13 protein-coding genes and 1 other annotated feature are annotated in these 17,111 nt (G+C 73.7%); of the genes, 3 read left to right on the top strand and 10 right to left on the bottom strand.

What is annotated here, in order from left to right; genetic code table 11:
- Nucleotides 1-2: 2 nt before the first annotated feature.
- Nucleotides 3-3,413: a right-handed parallel beta-helix repeat-containing protein gene (locus tag KIT14_17395; protein MCW5892299.1), complete on the bottom strand. Its 3,411-nt coding sequence runs from the start codon at nt 3,411-3,413 to the stop codon at nt 3-5.
- 159 nt (nt 3,414-3,572) lie between these two features.
- Here KIT14_17395 and KIT14_17390 point away from each other — a divergent pair, with 159 nt between their 5' ends.
- Nucleotides 3,573-5,135, top strand: a complete 1,563-nt coding sequence (locus KIT14_17390; protein ID MCW5892298.1) for a thrombospondin type 3 repeat-containing protein — start codon at nt 3,573-3,575, stop codon at nt 5,133-5,135.
- Nucleotides 5,136-5,138: 3 nt separating this feature from the next.
- On the opposite strand, the gene efp is transcribed toward KIT14_17390, so the two are convergent.
- The 8 genes from efp to KIT14_17350 form a co-directional block, all read right to left on the bottom strand.
- Nucleotides 5,139-5,711 (bottom strand): elongation factor P, encoded by a 573-nt coding sequence (gene efp, locus KIT14_17385; GenBank protein ID MCW5892297.1) that lies wholly within the window; start codon nt 5,709-5,711, stop codon nt 5,139-5,141.
- Between the two features lie 12 nt (nt 5,712-5,723).
- Nucleotides 5,724-6,503 carry a MerR family transcriptional regulator gene (locus KIT14_17380; protein ID MCW5892296.1) on the bottom strand — a complete coding sequence of 260 codons (780 nt, stop codon included), beginning with the start codon at nt 6,501-6,503 and terminating at the stop codon, nt 5,724-5,726.
- Nucleotides 6,500-7,579 (bottom strand): ferritin-like domain-containing protein, encoded by a 1,080-nt coding sequence (locus KIT14_17375; protein ID MCW5892295.1) that lies wholly within the window; start codon nt 7,577-7,579, stop codon nt 6,500-6,502. The genes KIT14_17380 and KIT14_17375 overlap by 4 nt, the downstream gene beginning before the upstream one ends.
- A gap of 191 nt (nt 7,580-7,770) precedes the next feature.
- Nucleotides 7,771-8,211, bottom strand: coding sequence for a hypothetical protein (locus tag KIT14_17370; GenBank protein ID MCW5892294.1), 441 nt, complete (start codon nt 8,209-8,211; stop codon nt 7,771-7,773).
- A 145-nt stretch (nt 8,212-8,356) separates the two neighbouring features.
- A protein-coding gene (locus KIT14_17365; protein MCW5892293.1) for an IS3 family transposase occupies nt 8,357-9,585 on the bottom strand; the annotation gives its coding sequence in 2 pieces (ribosomal slippage) (nt 8,357-9,297 and nt 9,297-9,585; 1,230 coding nt in all).
- Nucleotides 9,191-9,307: a sequence feature (AL1L pseudoknot), on the bottom strand. Its footprint overlaps the gene before it by 117 nt.
- 1,495 nt (nt 9,586-11,080) lie before the next feature.
- Nucleotides 11,081-12,370 carry a phenylacetate--CoA ligase family protein gene (locus KIT14_17360; GenBank protein MCW5892292.1) on the bottom strand — a complete coding sequence of 430 codons (1,290 nt, stop codon included), beginning with the start codon at nt 12,368-12,370 and terminating at the stop codon, nt 11,081-11,083.
- Nucleotides 12,367-13,545: a hypothetical protein gene (locus KIT14_17355; protein ID MCW5892291.1), complete on the bottom strand. Its 1,179-nt coding sequence runs from the start codon at nt 13,543-13,545 to the stop codon at nt 12,367-12,369. Before KIT14_17355 ends, KIT14_17360 begins: the two co-directional genes overlap by 4 nt.
- Before the next feature lie 196 nt (nt 13,546-13,741).
- On the bottom strand, nt 13,742-14,806 hold the full coding sequence (locus KIT14_17350; GenBank protein ID MCW5892290.1) for a hypothetical protein: 1,065 nt from the start codon (nt 14,804-14,806) through the stop codon (nt 13,742-13,744).
- Between the two features lie 382 nt (nt 14,807-15,188).
- Between KIT14_17350 and KIT14_17345 the strand changes: the two genes are divergently transcribed.
- Both KIT14_17345 and KIT14_17340 read left to right on the top strand, forming a co-directional pair.
- A complete protein-coding gene (locus KIT14_17345) occupies nt 15,189-15,806 on the top strand; it encodes a cysteine hydrolase (GenBank protein MCW5892289.1) in 618 nt (205 codons plus the stop codon).
- A gap of 5 nt (nt 15,807-15,811) precedes the next feature.
- Entirely contained in the window at nt 15,812-16,243 is a 432-nt protein-coding gene (locus KIT14_17340) for a nuclear transport factor 2 family protein (protein ID MCW5892288.1), read from the top strand.
- A 60-nt stretch (nt 16,244-16,303) separates the two neighbouring features.
- On the opposite strand, the gene KIT14_17335 is transcribed toward KIT14_17340, so the two are convergent.
- The gene (locus KIT14_17335) at nt 16,304-17,107 is read right to left on the bottom strand and encodes an enoyl-CoA hydratase/isomerase family protein (GenBank protein MCW5892287.1); all 804 of its coding nucleotides are present in this window, start codon (nt 17,105-17,107) and stop codon (nt 16,304-16,306) included.
- Nucleotides 17,108-17,111 lie beyond the last annotated feature (4 nt).

The raw sequence follows: 17,111 nt of genomic DNA, 5'->3' as shown, positions 1-17,111 counted from the left end.
CGTCAGAGCCCGACCGGGCTCGGCACCCCGCAGCGCGTGAGCAGCGTCCGCGTGCGCGCGACCAGGCGCCGCGCCGGCGTACGTCCAGCCGTGAGCGCCCGATCGATGCGCCGCTCCAGCCGCACCAGGCGGCGCACGAGGCGGCGACGGCTGCACCGATCGATCGCGCAGCGCAGGCCGTCCGCCCCCGACATCCGCGTGTGCAGGCAGCCCACGCCGGCGTCACACCGATCGATCGTGCACGGATCGCCGTCGTCGCAGCCGACCGGCGCCCCGGCGAGACACGTCCCATCGATCCCGCTGCAGCGATCCGCGCTCGTGCACACGTCGCCGTCGTCGCACGACGTCGTGGCCGGGGCGGGGACGCAGCCGACGGCGGGATCGCAGGTGCCGGCGAGGCACGGACCGGCGCACTCCCGCTCGCCGCCGCCACGGCACGCGCCGAGCCCGTCGCAGCGGTCGTCGGTCGTGCATACGTTGCCGTCGTCGCAGGCCGTCGCGGCCGGGGCGGCGGCGTCGGCCGGACAGGCGGCGGCGGCGCCCGTGCAGGTTTCGGCGACGTCGCACGCGTCCGCCGCCGCGCGACACGTGACGCCGGCCGCGACGAGAACGTCGGGCGGACAGTCGTCGCGCGTTCCGGTGCAGTGCTCGGCGACGTCGCAGACGCCGGCGGCCGGACGACAGACCCCCGTCCCGCGTAGGTTGGCCGGACATGCCGCCGAGGTGCCGGTGCAGGTCTCGGCGAGGTCGCAGACCCCGGCCGCCTCGCGGCACACCACCGTGCTCGGCAGGAAGGCGTTGACCGGACACGCGGCCGCGGAGCCGGTGCAGGTCTCGGCGACGTCGCAGGGCCCGGCAGCCGGTCGGCAGACCAGCGTCGAGGGCTGGAACGCGTTGGCGGGACACGCGCCGGTGACGCCGTCGCACGTCTCCGCCACGTCGCAGGCCCCGGCCGCCTGACGGCAGATCGCCCCCGCCGGGCGCGCCTCGCAGCCGAGCTGGGGATGACAGGCGCCGGTGAAGCACGGCGCGTCGCACGAGCGCGGCGGCCCTGCCACGCAGACGTTCCCCACGCCGTTGCAGCGATCGTTCGTCGTGCACGCGTTGCCGTCGTCGCAGGCCGCGCTGGCCGGCTTCGGCACGCATCCCTGCGCCGGATCACAGCTGCCCGTGAGGCAGGCGCCGCTGCACACGACGGACGTGCCCTGGCAGGTTCCCGCCTCGTCGCCGAGGCAGCGGTCGTCGGTGGTGCAGGCGGAACCGTCGTCGCAGGCCACGCCCGCCGGCTGGCCGAGGCAGCCGGACGGATCGCACAGCGGCAGCGTGGCACTGAGTCGGCCGCCATCGGGCGCACGCTTCGAGACCTGGAGGGTGAGCGCCGCGAAGCAATCGAACGGCATGCGGAAGACGAGCATCGTCGGCGTGACGGCGAGGGGATAGACGGTCGCCAGGACCTGACCGTCCCCGCGCAGCAGGCGGATGCGGTTCGCCTGCGTCTGCTCGTTGCGGCGTTCGACGGCGGCGTCGCCGGCCGCGCAGGGATCGTTCGGCGTGCCCGCCTCGCCGCACGCCGTGCCGTCGATCGCGTCGAAGCCGTCGCCGAAGACGCGCACGAGGTCGCCGGCACGCGGACGCCCCGGCTGCACCAGGGCCAGGGTCGGCGTGCCGGCGCGCGGGCCCGGCGGCGTCCCGACGTCCACCGTCGCACCCGCCGCCGTGCGCACGTCGCCGTCCGCGGCGAGCACCGCGGCCACGTCGCACGTCGCGCCGGGCCCGCAGCGCTCCCACTGGTTGCCCCGTGCCGCGACCGCCGCACCGGGCACGTTCACGAACAGGTTCGCACCCGCGGGTGCGCCGCGGTTCAGCGTGAAGGCGTTACGCCCCGCGCGCAGCGCGTCGCCGTAGGACACCTGCGGCGGCGTGCGTCCGGCCTCCGCCGCCTGCGATGCGCCGTAGCCGCGGGGAAACGAGAGCAGCTGGCAGGCGAGCGGCGCCGTGCAGCCCGCATCGTCGACGCAGCAGGTGCCCGGGATGCCGCAGCAATCGGCCGCGCCGCCGCAGGCGACGCCGTCGCCGTCGGCCAGGGGCTGGCAGCTGCCGCTGACCCCGGCGTTGCGGTTGCAGACGAGCGCGGTGCCGTGGAGCGCCGCGATCGGGGCCACGCCGGGTCCCGCCGCGGCCGAGGTCTCGATCTTGATCCCGGCGAACTGGTTGTCGGCGACGTAGTCGTTGTCGAGGCTGGCGATCGCGTGGTCGGTCACCGAGATGCCGCGTCCGCCGGCGAGACGGACGATGTTGCCGTTGGTGATGAGCACGCTCGGGTCGGGCCCGGTCGCGCTCGCGGCCAGACCGTGGCCGGCGGCTCCCGGGACGTTGCGCACGATCACGTTGCCGGCCGCGAGTACCTGGCCGCCGTCGAGCGCCTGGACGCCGCCGCCGCGGTTGTCGTGCACGCAGCTCGTCCGCAGCACCGCCTGCGAGCCCGCGCCGACGATGAGCCCCTTCTTCTGCGCTCCGACGAGGATGGAGTCGATGACGTTGCCCCGCGCGCCGTCCTCGACGCTGACCGCGTCGCCGGCGGAGGGGCCGCGCACGAGGGAGCGCTCGAGCCGAGCGTTCTGGGCCGCGGCGCCGACGATCGCGATGGTGTCCGCCTGCACGCTGCCGCCCACCGTGCTGCCGACGAAGACGAGACCGCGCCAGACGGTGTCGCTGCCGTAGAGCCGTAGCACGGTGAGGAGCCGCGCCCCCACCGACAGCACCACCGCGCCGGGCTCGCCCGAGCGATCGAGCGCGTCGACGACCACGCGGTTCCCGGCGACGCACAGCCCGGCGGCGCGCGCGGGCTCGGGATCGCACCGGGTGCGCACCAGGTCTATGGTGCGCGGGTCGTGCGCGCCGGCGAAGATCTCGGGCGCGAAGGTCACGAGCGCAGATCCCGGGTGCGTCGCCGTGAAGGCGCTCGCGGCGTCGAGCTGCTCGCGCAGCGCGTCCTGCGTCGCCGCAGTGACGACGAACGTGCGCGGGTACACCGTCCACACGAGGGCATTGGCCGGGCGGGGACCGGCGTCGGCGATCACGACTTCGCGGCGCGCCTGGCGCTGCGCCGCCGACCCGGTGACGACGACGGTCACGCGATGGACCCACGCTCCGGGGCGCAGCCCGCTCACCACGCCGCAGCCGGCCAGACCGGCGCCGCTGCAGTGGACGGTGCGCTCGTAGGAGGTGGCGCCGGTCCCGGCGCACGTCGCGGCGGGCGCCAGTAGCTCGCCCGTCACCGTCATCGTCACCGTGCCGTCGGCGCTGGCGTTGTCGGCGTAGATCGCGAGCGACGCGGTCGCCGGACAGTCGGGTTGCGCGGCGACCGGCGCCGCGAACGGGAGCAACACGAGCAGCAGTGTGAGCCGTCGCACCCGCCCGTCATGGACCATGCCGCGGATGTTGGACAGAGGCCGTCGTCGGATCGCCCGTACGGCCGCTACCAACGTGCCGAAATGCACGATCGGGCCCTCATGCCGCCTGGCCTCCCGTCAGGCGGGACATGCGGAGGGCTGTGAGCTGCGGCACGGCCCATGCTATCGGCGCCCATGCGCCTCGCTCGCCTGCCCCGGCTCGCCCTCGTCGCCGCGCCCGCGCTCCTCGTCGCCGCGGCGACCGCGGCCGCCGACACGCCGACGTTCGTCGTGAAGGATCTCTTCCTGCGCGAGCGCCGCGTTCTCGCGCCGGAGGCCCCCGCGCGCCTCAGCGCCACCGCCGACATCGTGTCCGTCGAGCCCGGCGCGGCCGCCGAGAGCCCCTTCCCGTCGTTCGCCACCGACGACGGCCTCGGCACGACGCTGGCGCCGACGGGGGTCACGGTTCCCGAGCTCACGAACGGGGCCGCACTCCTCTTCATCCGTGCGAGCCGCGCGCTGCCGTCCTGCGTGTCCTTCACGCTCGTGCTGCGCAACGCGACGACCGGGGTGGAGGTCGCCCGCTCCACGCTGACCGGGCTGTCGTTGCGCGATCGCGTCAACTCGGTCTCGCTGCCGTTCCGGCTGCGCAACGACGCGCCGACGATCCTCGCCGACGACCCGCTCGCGATGACGCTGACGACGCGCATCGGCGCCTCGTGCCGCGCCGGCACCATCCGCCTGCTCTACGACGCCAAGGGCCGGCCGAGCCGCCTCGCCGTGGCGGCCTGCAAGGCACCGCCGGGCTCGCCGGACGTCGACGGCAACGGCATCGCCGACGTGTGCGAAGCGCCCTTCGCGCCCGACACCGACACCGACGGCGACGGCGTGCCGAACGTCGACGACAACTGTCCGTTCGTTCCCAATCCCGACCAGAGCGACCGCGATGGCGACGGCGTCGGCGACGCCTGCGACGTCGACGATCCGTCGGCCCCCGACCGGGACGGGGACGGCGTACCGGACGAAGAGGACAACTGCCCGACGGTTCCGAACCCCGACCAGGCCGACGCCGACGGCGACGGCGTGGGCGACGCGTGCGAGCCCGACCCGATCCCGCCGCCGCTCGACACCGACGGCGACGGCGTGCCCGACGCGCGCGACAACTGTCCCCTCATCCCCAACGCCGACCAGGCCGACGTGAACGCGGACGGCGTCGGCGACGTCTGCCAGTGCACGCTCGGCCGTCCGGGCCGCTGCATCCCCGGCGGCGGCAAGGCGCGCACCGACTGCATCGCCGAGTTCACGACCCCCGGTCCCGTGACCCGCGGCAAGGGCGGCAAGGTCCGTCCGATCCTGCGCTGCCTCGACGGCGACCCGGCCTGCGACCTCGACGGGCGCGCCGACGGCACGTGCACCTTCGCCGTAAGCCTGTGCCTGGCGAACGACGACCCGCGCTTCCCGCGCTGCACGCCGGAGCGTCCGACGCGCATCGACGTCCGGGAGGCCGCCGACGCGTCGGGGCTCGAGCGGCTGCGTACCGTCACCGGGGCCACGCTCGCGCAGGCGTCCGCCCAGCCGGGCGGCAGCGGCGGGTGGAACGTCTGCACCGCGCCCGCTGCGATCGCCGTGCCCGCCCCGACGCACAAGCGGCGGACTCGACGCCGCATCCGCACCGACACCTGGGATCGGCTCGAGCGGCGCGATCGCGATCGGCTGACGCTCGAGTGCCTGTCGGCGCGGTGAGGATCAGCCCTTGGCGCGGGCGACGAAGCGCGCCTCGCGCGTGTCGACCTGCACGAGTTCGTCCGTCTCGAGGTACGACGGCACCTGGATGACGAGGCCGGTCTCGAGCGTCGCAGGCTTCGTCTGCGCCTGCGCCGTGGCGCCCTTCAGCGCCGGCGCGGTGTCGACCACGCGCAGCACGACGGTGAGCGGCAGGTCGACCGATATCACGCGGCCGTTGAAGACGACGGAGCGGATGCCCTCCATCCCCTCCCGCAGATAGCCGGCGACGTCGCCGAGCTCGTCCTTGCGCAGCGCGACCTGCTCGAAGCTCTGCGTGTCCATGAAGTGGAAGCCGTCGTCGTCGGCATAGAGGAACTGGACGGGCCGCAGCTCCACGTTCGGCTGCTCGACCTTGTCGCCGCCGCGGAACGTCTTGTCGAGGACCTGGCCGGTGCGGAGGTTGCGCACCTTCAGCTTCGACAGCGAGCTGGCGCCGCGCGCCGACGGGGACTGGACGTGGACGTCGAGGATCACGAACGGGTCGCCGTCGACGAGGATGCGCAGGCCCCGCTTGAAGTCGCCGGTGGAGATCATCGGGCGCCGTCCCTAGCGCATCCGGCGCCGGCGCGAAACCCGCCCCGCCGCCTGCGGCGCGGGCTCCGGCGCGGGCGGCGGCACGTTGCCCTGGGCGATGTAGCGCAGCAGGATCTGCCGCCGCAGGAGGCCGATGATCGGGTTCACGAGCGTGATGCCGTCCTCGGCCATGCGCACCGCCTCCTCGGTGCTCACCCGTCCCGTGAGGCCCTGCGAGAACATGCGCAGCTCCTCGCGCGCGAGCCACGACACGAGGTCGACGTAGAGCCGCAGGCGGTGCGGCCCGAAGCCCAGGGCGTCGGAGAAGCCGGCCGCGCGTACGCGCGCCCACAGCTCGACCATGTGGATGGCCGGGTCCAGGAGCCACTCGCCGCCGCCGCGGGTGACGATCTCGAGCGCGCCGCTCTCGGCGAGCACACGGATCTCGGCGACGGGCAGCTTCGTGCGCTTGGCGACGGCGCCGATGCGCTCCGCCGGCGTGACCGGCATGCCCGCCACCGCCGGAAAGAGCTTGCCGTCGAGCTCGACGAGGGTGCGGACCTCGTCGCGCGACGGTGCCGCGTCGCCGCCGACGATCGCCTTGATCACGTGCAGCGGCAGGAAGCGCTTCTGGCGCAGCTCGCGCACGAGCCGCAGGCGCTCGACGAAACGGGCGTCGTACCAGGCCGAGTTGCGCCCGGTGCGCTCGGGTTCCGGCAGGAGCCCTTCGCGAATATAGAAGCGGATCGTCTCCCGCCCGACGCCGGTGACGCGCTCGAGGTCGCGCATCCGCATGCGGGCGGGCGCGGTCATGCCGTCCGGGCCATCGGCGGCCGGCCCGCCGACGCGGCCAGCCGCGCGTCGAACTCCTCGGCGACCTTCTCGTCCTGCCTGGCCAGCGCCTCGACGTCGACGTCGGCGTAGCCGAGGATGCCCATCTGCTCGTAGGCCTTGCGGATGCGCGGGCCCCAGAGGCCGATCTCCTTGATCGCGGGGACGATGCGCGTGAACAGCGCGCTGCGGTAGCGCTGCATGAAGCCCGATTCGAGCATGTAGCGGGCGCACTCGTCCACCGGCAGGCCGAGCCTCGCCCAGACCTCCTCGGCCTGGAAGCGGTCGCGCATGAGATAGCAGGCCTCGACGGCGAACTCCTCGCGCTCGTCGCGCTCCGCCTCGGTGAGCGTCGGATAGAACTCGCGCAGCGCCAGGCGCCCGAAGGCGACGTGCCGGGCCTCGTCCTGCATGACGTAGGCGTTCACCGACGCCGCCAGCGGGTTCTTCGACTGGTCACGGATCAGGGCGAACGACGCGAGCGCGAGCCCTTCGATCAGCACCTGCATGCCGAGGTAGGTCATGTCCCAACGCGCATCGCGCAGCACGTCGTCGAGCAGGCGGGCGAGCGTGGGCGTGATCGGGTACGCGAGCTCGAACTTGTCGTGCAGCAGGCGGGCGTACGCCTCGACGTGCCGCGCCTCGTCCATCACCTGCGTCGCCGCATAGAACTTGGCGTCGACGCGCGGGACCTGCTGGACGATCTTCGCGGTGCACACGAGCGCGCCCTGCTCGCCGTGCATGAACTGCGAGAGCTGCCAGCTCTGGAAGTGCCGGCGCAGGGTGGCCTTCTCGGCGGCGGTCAGGCGCTCGAAGGGCTCCGACCCGAAGATCGGGATCGACTCGTCGGGCAGCTGCTCGGGGTTCTCGGGGTCGAGGCCCTGGGACCAATCGATGCGCGTGGCCGCGTCCCACTGGCGGTCCTTGCCCTTCTTGTAGAGCCGCAGGAGGGCATCACGGCCGTCCGCGTACTCCCAGCGGAAGGTGGTGTCGCCGTGCGACGGCACGCTCCACTCGAGGCCGTCGACCGGGGTGGCATAGCGATCCTGTGTGGCCATGGCGTCCCTCCCGAATGCGTAGTGAAGATACGCGAACTGACCTCCGCATTATCCCCCGTCCCCCCGACGGTCAATCCTGCACCGCGTCGCCGTGACGACCCCGGGACCCTTGTCTCGGACCTCACGCGGAGCGGCGCGATGCACGGCGCGACCGCCTGGCGATGCGGCTCGGGGGATCGGCGCCGCCCCGATCAGCAGGGCGGCACGGTGTCGGGACCGCAGCCGGGCACCGTCACGACCGCGCCGAATCCGCACGGCTCGCCGATCGTCGCGTGGGGATCGGGATACGGCCCGTCCCCGTCGATGCCGATGCCTACGCCGGTGGCGTCGTGGAGATGCGTGTACCCGCAGAACGGCGGGTGCGCCGGCGTGACGCAGCCGCCGGTGACGCGGCTGAGGCACAGCGCGCTGTTCGCCGCGTTGCCCGCGGTCGGGAAGAGCAGCGTCACGGCACGGCCGACGATCGTCGTCGTCGTAGGCCCGGCCGTGCCGGTCGTGGTGGTCGTGGTCGCGGGCGCGCAGCTCGCTTCGAGGATCAGCTCGGCGACCGCACCGTCGGTCGAGAACTCGTAGACGTCGCGGGCCGCCGCCACGCCCGGTGGACAGACGCCGCCCACCCACGCGATGCCCACGTCGGCCGTGAACCCGCTCGCGCCGCCGTGGCGGATCCTCGTGACCCCGTTCGCCGTGACCACGCTCCCGCTGAGCCCGCCCTGCAGCTCGTCGACCGTCTTCGCGACGATGGTGTGAACCGTCCCGGGTTCGCCGGAGGCTGGGTTAGTTGACTGCGGCGGCTCCGAGAGGAGCCGCCTGTGTCTGGTCGTGCATCGCTTCGTACTCCGCCGGCGGCCGATAGCCGAGCGGGGCAAGGAGGCGACGGGTGTTGAACCAGTCCACCCACTCGAGCGTGGCGTACTCGACGGCATCGAGATTGCGCCACGGGCCGCGCCGGCGAATCACCTCGGTCTTGTAGAGGCCGATCACTGTCTCCGCGAGGGCGTTGTCGTAGCTGTCGCCGACGCTCCCGACCGACGGTTCGATGCCCGCGGTGGCGAGTCGGTCCGTGTAGCGAATCGACAAGTACTGCACGCCGCGGTCGCTGTGATGAACGAGGCCGCTACGGTGCGGCCGGCTGTAGATCGCCTGCTCCAAGGCATCGAGGGCGAGGTCCGATCGCAGGGACGACGAGGCACGCCACCCGACGATCCGGCGCGCGAAGACGTCGATCACGAAGGCGACGTAGACGAAGCCCTGCCACGTGGCGACGTAGGTGAGGTCCGCAACCCAGAGCTTGTTCGGGCCGCTCGCCGCGAAGGCACGCCGCACGCGATCCGCGGGGCGGGCGGCAACGTCGTCGGGAATGGTCGTCTTCCAGCGCCGTCCGCGCACGGCGCCGGCGAGCCCCATCGCCCGCATCAAGCGCGCCACGGTGCAGCGCGCGACGGCAATCCCGTCGCGTCGCAATTGGCGCCAGACCTTGCGCACGCCGTAGACTTGGAAGTGCGCGGTCCACACCCGGCGAATCAGATCGCGCAGCTCCACGTCGCGGCGTGCCCGCACCGAGCGTCGCTCGGGCTCCCGCTCACAGGCCTTCGCCGCGTGGTACGTCGACGGGGCGATCGGCAGCACCGCGCAGATCGGCTCGACCCCGTAGGTCGCTCGGTGGGCGTCGATGAAGGCCACCATCACTTCGGTCGGCGGTCGAGCTCCGCCTGGGCGAAATACGCCGACGCCTTGCGCAGGATCTCGTTCGCCCGGCGCAACTCGCGATTCTCCCGCTCGAGATCGCGCAGCCGGTCGCGCTCGCTCGTCGTCAGACCCGGCCGCACACCCTGATCACGCTCGGCTTGCCGCACCCACTTCCGCAGCACCTCCGCCGAACAGCCGATCTTCTCCGCGATCGACTCGATCGCCGCCCACTGCGACTCGTGCTCGGCCGCGTGCGTCAGCACGAGCCGCACCGCGCGCTCCCGCACCTCGGGGGCATACTTCGTCGCTCGTCCCATGGCTCCATCCTCTCAACATCTGGAGCCTCCGGGAAAGCCGGGACGGTTCAGTGTCGCCGTAGCAGCCGTTGTGGTGGACGGTGATGGGCACCGGCGTGCCGGGCACGACGGGCTGGGTCACGCGTACCGGGAAGCCGAACACGTTGCGCACCTGCGGCTGCCCGCTCGCGACGCCGGCGGGCACCCGCACCGCCACGTCGCCCTGGAGCACCTCCTGGCACAGGCGCCCCTGGTGGTTCTTGTCGCACGGCGTGGGCTTGAAGCCCGTGATCCTGCCGAACGCCGTCTTCGCCGACACCGTCAGGCTTCCCAGCTCGTTGTCGCAGCAGCCGGACAGGATCTGATCGTGGCAGGTGCTGAACAGGTAGTTCGTGAGGACGCCCAGCACGGTCTCGCCGCTCAGCCCGAAGCCGCCGTCCTCGTCGGCGCATCTGCCACCCGCGAGCGTCGGATAGGTGCCGAGCGCGCCGGCGGTCCAGGTGTAGGTCGCCGCGCCGGTGACGGGCACGTCGCCACCGGCCCCGTGCGCGGCGTGGGCGTGGCCGCCGTGCGCCGCATGACGAGGCGCGCCGGCCCCGCGCCCGAGCGGCGCGGGAGGCAGCGCCGCGCAGTACGGCGGGTCGTCCGCCGCCTCCGGCTCCATGCCGCACGGGCCCTGGGTCGTGACCACCACGTCGACGGGCACCGGGATCGCTCCCGCAGGCGCGAGGTGCGGCACGGCGAAGAACACGACCGCGACGTCGTCGGGCTGCCCGGGATGGGACAGCTCGCCCTGGGTGGCAGGCGCCCCCTCAAGGGTCAGCGCGAACGTGCCGTCGGCGCGCGTCGTCGTCGCGTGCGCGCCGAAGCGCACGAGCCAGCCGCCCGCCCCGGCCGGCGGATCGTCGACGCGCGCGCCGTCGGCGGCGACCGTCCTGCCGCCCGCCTCGAGCTCGGCGCGGTAGCCGACGACGCCGGCGCGCGCGTCGGCGGGCACCGCGACGCGACGGACGATGCGTACCCGGCCCGCGACCGGCCCGGTCGGAACGGCGACCCCGGCGATCGCCCGCTCGACGCCGCCCCGGCGCGCCCGCAACCTGCCGGCGAGCGTGCCGCACGCCCGGTCGGTCCGGCCCTTGAAGCGCACCGGCCCTGCGACGTCCGCACAGGTCTTCCAGCGGGCCGCGAGGCGCGTCCCCTGCTTGCCCGCCTTGCGCTTCGCCTTCACCGGCGCACAGCCGCCGCCGACGGCCAGCGTCCCGTCGCGCAGCACGATGCCGTTGTGCTGGAGGGAGGCGTCTCCAGGCAGGATCGGGGCGTCCTCGACCACCCAGGCCGTGTCGCCGCACGGCGAGCGCTTCGCGGCGCCGGCGGACGCCGCGTCGAGCACCATCGGGATCAGGGCGAGCAGCGCCAGCGAAGCAGCATGCATGCCAGCATGCGCCGACTGGCGTGCCGGCCGTTCGCCCCAGGCCGGCCGTCAACGTCCTGACGGGCGCGACGCCGGGCTGGCTCGTCAGCCCTCGTCGACGACGCGCGCGGCCTTGTAGGCGAAGCGCGGGAGCCCGCCCTTCGGCACCAGCTCGAGCCGCAGCGGCACGCCCGTGCGCTCCCGGAAGCGCTCGGCGATGCGCGGGGTGAGCGCCGCCGCGTCGACGCCCTCGGCGTGCTCGCAGCGCACGTGGAGCGCGGGCGCCGGCGCCTGCGGCCGCACGATCTGATACTCGGCCGACGGCGTCGACACCTCGGGGAACTCGTAGAGCACGAGTGCGACGTCGATCGGCAGGACCTGCGCGTCGCCCACCGGCGTCACGTCGCGCACGCGGCCCTCGTAGAAGAGGCGGCGGTGCGTCTCGCCGCACGGGCACGGCGTCTCGTTGAGGCGGACCACGTCCTCGAGGTCGTAGCGCAGGAGGAAGTTGTCCTTCTCCAGCACGGTGACGACGAGGCTGCCGCGCGCACCGTGGCCGAGCGCCTTGCCGCTGCGGCGGTCGATGACCTCGACGATCGCGAGGTCCTCGGCGAGATGCGCGCCGTCACGCTCGTCGCAGGCGCTGCCGAGGAGCGGGAGCGCCTCGAGGCCCGAGCTGGCCATCAGATACTGCTCGGACGGATGATCGCCGGCGATGGTCAGGTTGATATCCCGGGCGGGATCGAGGCCGCGCGCGCGCGCCGCGTCGGCATAGGTCGTCGCCACGTTGCCGAACAGCCGGTACATGTCCGGCCGGATGCGCCGCCACACCTCGAGCACGTCGGCGACGTGGCGCTCGCCGACCGGCGGCCCCGACGGCACGTTCAGCACCGACAGCGCCTCGACGCCGTGGCTGAAGTGCCAGCCGCCCGCGTTCATGCCGAACGGGTGCGCGTTGGCGAGGCTCATCCCCGGCCGCAGCCCCCAGCGCCAGCGCCCGCGCGCCGACGCCATGTGGTCGACGTGCAGATCCTTGCGCGTCCACAGGATCAGCGTCGGGCGCCCGCTGGTGCCGGTCGAGGCGCCGAGCCGCACCGCCTGCTCGGGCGGCGCGCCGCGGTAGTCGCCGAAGGGCGGGAGCTCCTCCTCGCTCCGGCGCAGCTCCGCCTTCACCGTGGTCGGGATGGCGCGCAGGTCGTCGAGGCCGCGCAGGTCGGCGCGCCGGAGCCCCGCGGCCTCGAGCTTGCGCTTGAAGAACGGCACCGGCGTCGCCCAGATGCGATCGAGCTGGCGCGCGAGCCGCTCCGTCTGGAGGGCGCGAAGGCGCTCCAGCGGCATGGTCTGGATCTCGGGCGCGTAGTAGCGCCGGTCCGCGGGGGGCGTGGTCGCGCTCATCCCTTCCTCCGGAGGTCCACCATGGCCTCGGCGAAGCGCGGCGCGGCGGCCGCCTCGGGCACCTCGGCCTCGGGCACGAGTGCGACGTCCATGGCGATCAGTGCCGACGCCTTCACGCGCTCGGCGATCGTCGCCGCGAGCGCCGCCGCGTCGGCGGGCGGCGCCGTCGTGCCGACGCGCAGGACGGCGCGCTCGTAGCGCTGCCCCTCGGGATGGTCGACGACGATCTGGAAGCGCGACACGCCGGCCACCTCGGAGAGCGCACGATGCACCTGCGCCGGGTGCACGAGCACGCCCTTGATCTTGCGGATGGCGCCCTTCTGCCCGACGAAGACGACGCGCAGCGACTCCTCGCCGCAGGCGCAGCCGCCGGGCAGCAGGCGGAAGACGTCGCCGGGCGCGTAGCGCACGAGCGGCAGCGCACGCGGCCCGAGCTGCGTCGCGACCAGCTCGCCGGTGCCGCCCTCGCCCACCGGCTCGCCGGTGTCGGGATCGAGGAACTCGACGAACAGGTCGCGGGCGTGGAGGTGCATGCCCTCGTGCGCCCTGCACTCGCCGGCGAGCGGGCCGATCTGCGCCTCGCCGCAGTGGTCGAAGAGCTCGATGCCGAAGACGTCGTGCAGCTCGGCCCGCAGCTTCGGGGTCAGCATCTCGGCGGTCGAGAAGCCGAGCCGGTACTGGAGGTCGCGGCGCGGATCGAGGCCCATCCTGCGGGCCGTGTCGCCGAGGTTGGCGAGGAAGCTCGGCGTGCCGGCGTAGACGGTCGCGCCCCAGGCACGCGCCAGCTCGACCTGGAGCTCGCTCTGCCCGACGCCGCCGTTGATGACGAGGCAGCCCGCCTCCTCGAAGGCGCGGTGCAGCCGCAGGCCGCCGGGCATGACGTGGTAGTTCAGCGTGACGTGCGCGACGTCGCCCGGCTGCACGCCCATCGCCCGCACCGACTCCTTCAGGACGGGCGTACCGCCCGGCTCGTCCGGCAGGCGCGGGATCAGGATCGGGCCGGGCGAGGTGTGGATCGAGCCGAAGCCGCGGCGGTCGACGGTGAGGAAGTCGCCGAAGGGCGGATGCTCGCGCTGGCTCGCGACCAGCTCGGTCTTGGCGAGGCGCGGAACCGCACGGCGGATGTCGTCGTAGGTCGCGAGCGCCGCCGGATCCACGCCGGCGTCCGCGAACACGCGCTGGTAGTGGGGCGAATGCTGGTGGACCCAAACGAGCGTTTCACGCAGGCGCGCGAGGTCCGACGGAGACGGCGGCCAGGAAGGGAAGCCCGACATGCGAAGCGTCGGGCTCTAGCGACCCCGGCCCCCGAACGTCAAGCCGCCGCCCGGCGCGTACGCCGGGCGGCGGCCCTCCCCGTCCCGCGCTCCCCGGTCAGAAGGTGAAGCAGTACCCGTCGGCCAGCTTGGAGACGCCCGCGGCGCGGCGCGCGCACTCCGACGGGTAGTTCACGCCGTCGCACCCACACACCTGGCCCATCGCGTACTCCACGCACATCTCGCAGGACGGGTCGTTCATCGGGCGACAGACGCCCGTCTGCGACTCGCCGCAGTCGCCGGACGGGAACTCGCAGTACCCGCCCGCCCCACACTGGGCGCTCGACGTACACGCCGTCTCCACCGTGCAGGCGCCGTCGTACGCCTGGGTCACGCCGGCGACGAGCCGGGCGCAGTCCGAGGCGTACGTCTGGCCGTCGCAGCCGCAGACCGGGCTCGCCTCCTCGCAGGCCGCCGGCGCCGGCACGCACACGCCCGCCGCGTCCGCGCCGCACATGGCGTCGTGCCGGTTGCAGACCATGCCGGCGGGACAGCCGAGTCCGTCGGGTCCGCCGCAGTACTGGTTCTCGCAGGTCGGCGGCTCCGGCGCCTCGCACGATCCGCCGGGCGTGCAGAGACTCGCCGGCACGACGTTGCGCAGGCCTGCGGCCTCGAGCAGCCCGCACGCCGCGGGCGCGAGACGCAGCATCGCGATCGCCTCCGCCTCCTGGAGGTCGCCCATCAGACAGACGGCGAACTCGCGCGTGTTCTTCGGTGCGCAGTCGGCCATCTGCGCGGCGAAGCCCAGGTCGCCGAGGAGCTTGCTCATGGCGACGCCGTTGCACGCGTTCTGCGTGCGCGCCACCAGGCGATCCCCGAGCGCGCGCACGTCCGCCGGCAGGGAGCGGCAGCGCTGTACGGCGCGCGCACACGCGGCCGGACGCCCCGCGTTCTCGACGGCGCACTCGCCGAGCGGCAGGAGACACCGCGCCAGCTTGCCGTTGAGACGGTTGGTGTAGCCGAGGCCTTCGCTCGTGATCTGCTCCTGACAGCGGAGCAGCGCACGGCCGGGATTGGAGCCATGGGCCCCGGCGGACGTCGCGGCACCCACCACCGCGAGCATCAACGCGAGCCCCAGCACGCCCCCCGTGTCGAACGTCTTGCCACCACGCTTGCTGTCCATGCTCCGATCCTCCTCGCCTCGCGATCGCGTCGCGTTCCTGCGACCGTGCAGCGGCTTCCATGCCATCGCCGGGAAACCTCGCCCCACCGGAGTGCACGGGCGCGAACACACAGCGCCATCCGCGTCGCCCGCTCGTCGCCGCGATGACGCCCGTCGACGCCGCGACGCCGCCGCCCCGCGCCTTGCCCCCACGCCGGCCGTGTGCGAGCAGCACGGGGCATGCGGTCCGACGTCGGAAGCGCTCGCGCAGCCGAGCCATGGGGCCCGCACGAAAACGTCCGGCCGCGGGACGCGCGGGCGGCGGCGCCGTGCAAGCGCGTGCGCGGCGTCGCACGAGGCACGATGCCCCGCGCCGTACGCCCGCGAACGCACGAGCACGGGCATGGCTGACGGCACCCTCGACGTCGGCCGCGCCGCGCTGCTCCTCGTGGAGATGCAGAACGACATCGTCCACGAGTCGAACCTCGGGGCGAAGGGGCTCGGCGGCGTGCTCGCCGCCGAGGTCCAGCGCCGCGGCATCGTCGCGAAGCTCCAGGCGCTCACGGCCGCGGCCCGCGCGCGCGGCGTGCCGGTGCTCTACGTCAACTTCTGCGGCAAGCCGGGGTTCCCGCGTCCCCACACGCGCCTGCACCGCATCTCGGGCTCGAAGCCGCGTCTCGTCGAGGGTACGTGGGGCGTCCGGGTGCACGAGGCGCTGGCGCCGCAGCCGCAGGATTTCGTCCTCGAGCGCACCGTCGGCGTCGACGGCTCCTACGGCACGCAGCTCTACCCCGTGCTGCGCATGCTGGGGCGCACGACGATGCTCATGACCGGCGTCTCGACCAACATCGCCGTCGAGGGCATCGTGCGTGCCTCGGTGAACCGCGGCTTCGACGTGATGGTGCTCGAGGACTGCTGCGCCAGCTACCCCGACGCCTGGCACCGCTTCTCGATCGACAACATCATGCCGCTGCTGGCGACGGTCACCACCGCCGACGCCGTGCTCGCCGCCCTCGCCTGACGCCGATGGACGACGCGCTCGCCGCCCACCACGCCCTCACCGCCCTCGTGCACCGCTACACGCACGCCGGCGACACGGGCCGCTTCGACGACCTGGTCGCCTGCTTCACGCCCGACGGCACGCTCACCGTCGACGACCGTCCGCCCTACGCCGGCCACGACGGCATCCGCGCCTTCCTGCGCGGCACGGGCGAAGCGGCCGTCTCGGCGCCGCGCATGCGCCACCACCTGACCACGGTCGCGATCACGCTCGAGGGCCCGGACGCGGCGAAGGGGACAGCGTACTTCCAGGTGACGACCGAGCACGGGCTCGACCACTGGGGCCGCTACCGCGACCGCTACGTGCGCACGCCCGACGGCTGGCGCTTCGCGGCGCGCCACGTACGCGTCGACGGCGTCACGCCCGGCGGCTGGGCCGCACGCCGCCGCGCCGGCTGAAGGCGGTCGCGGCGGGCCGGCGCAGCGGGCGCCGCCGGACGCCGCCCGCCCGCGCGCCGCTCAGCGCGCCTTCCAGGCCGGCTTGCGCTTCTCGACGAACGAGCGCGGCCCCTCGTGGTAGTCCTCGGTCTGCTCGTTCACCTCGAGGTAGCCGGCGGCGATCTCCTCGGCCTGCGGGATCGGCAGCCCGAGCCCCTGCAGGATGCCCATCTTCGTGCCCCACACGGCGAGCGGCGCGTTCTGGCAGACGAGCCCCGCCAGCTCGCGGGCGCGGTCCATCAGCTTGTCGTGCGGCACGACCTCGGTGACCAGGCCGACCTCGTAGGCGCGCTGCGCCGACATCCTCTCGTGCCGTCCGAGCAGCGCCATGCGCAGGCAGACCGCGACCGGCACGCGCCGCGCCATGTTCACCATCTCGTGCGACGAGACGAGACCGATCGAGACGTGCGGGTCGACGAAGTACGCCTGCTCCGACGCGATCGGGATGTCCGACTCGGTGACGAAGTCGAGCGAGAAGCCGGCGCAGGCGCCGTTCACCGCCGCGATGACCGGCTTGTGCACGCGCTGGCGGCGCGGCGTCGGCAGGTCGACGATGCCCTCGATCAGCGCCAGCTCGCGCCAGCGGTCCTCGCGCCGGAAGCCGCCGGTCGCCAGCCCCTCGACGTCGGCGCCGGTCGAGAAGCCCTTGCCGGCGCCGGTGAGGATCGCGCACCAGACGTCGGGATCGTTCTTCACCTCGCGCCACGCCGTGCGCAGCTCGTCCTTCAGCTGCTGGTTCATGGCGTTCATGCGCTCGGGGCGGTTCAGCGTGATGGTGGCGACGCGGTCGGCGACCTCGTAGCGGAGGGTCTCGTACTCGGCCATGCGG

The sequence above is a fragment of the bacterium genome (assembly GCA_026129405.1).
Classification (GTDB): Bacteria; Desulfobacterota; Binatia; order DP-6; family DP-6; genus JAHCID01.
The sequence above is the reverse complement of the archived record's forward strand: the minus strand, read 5'-3'. Positions and strand labels throughout refer to the sequence as shown.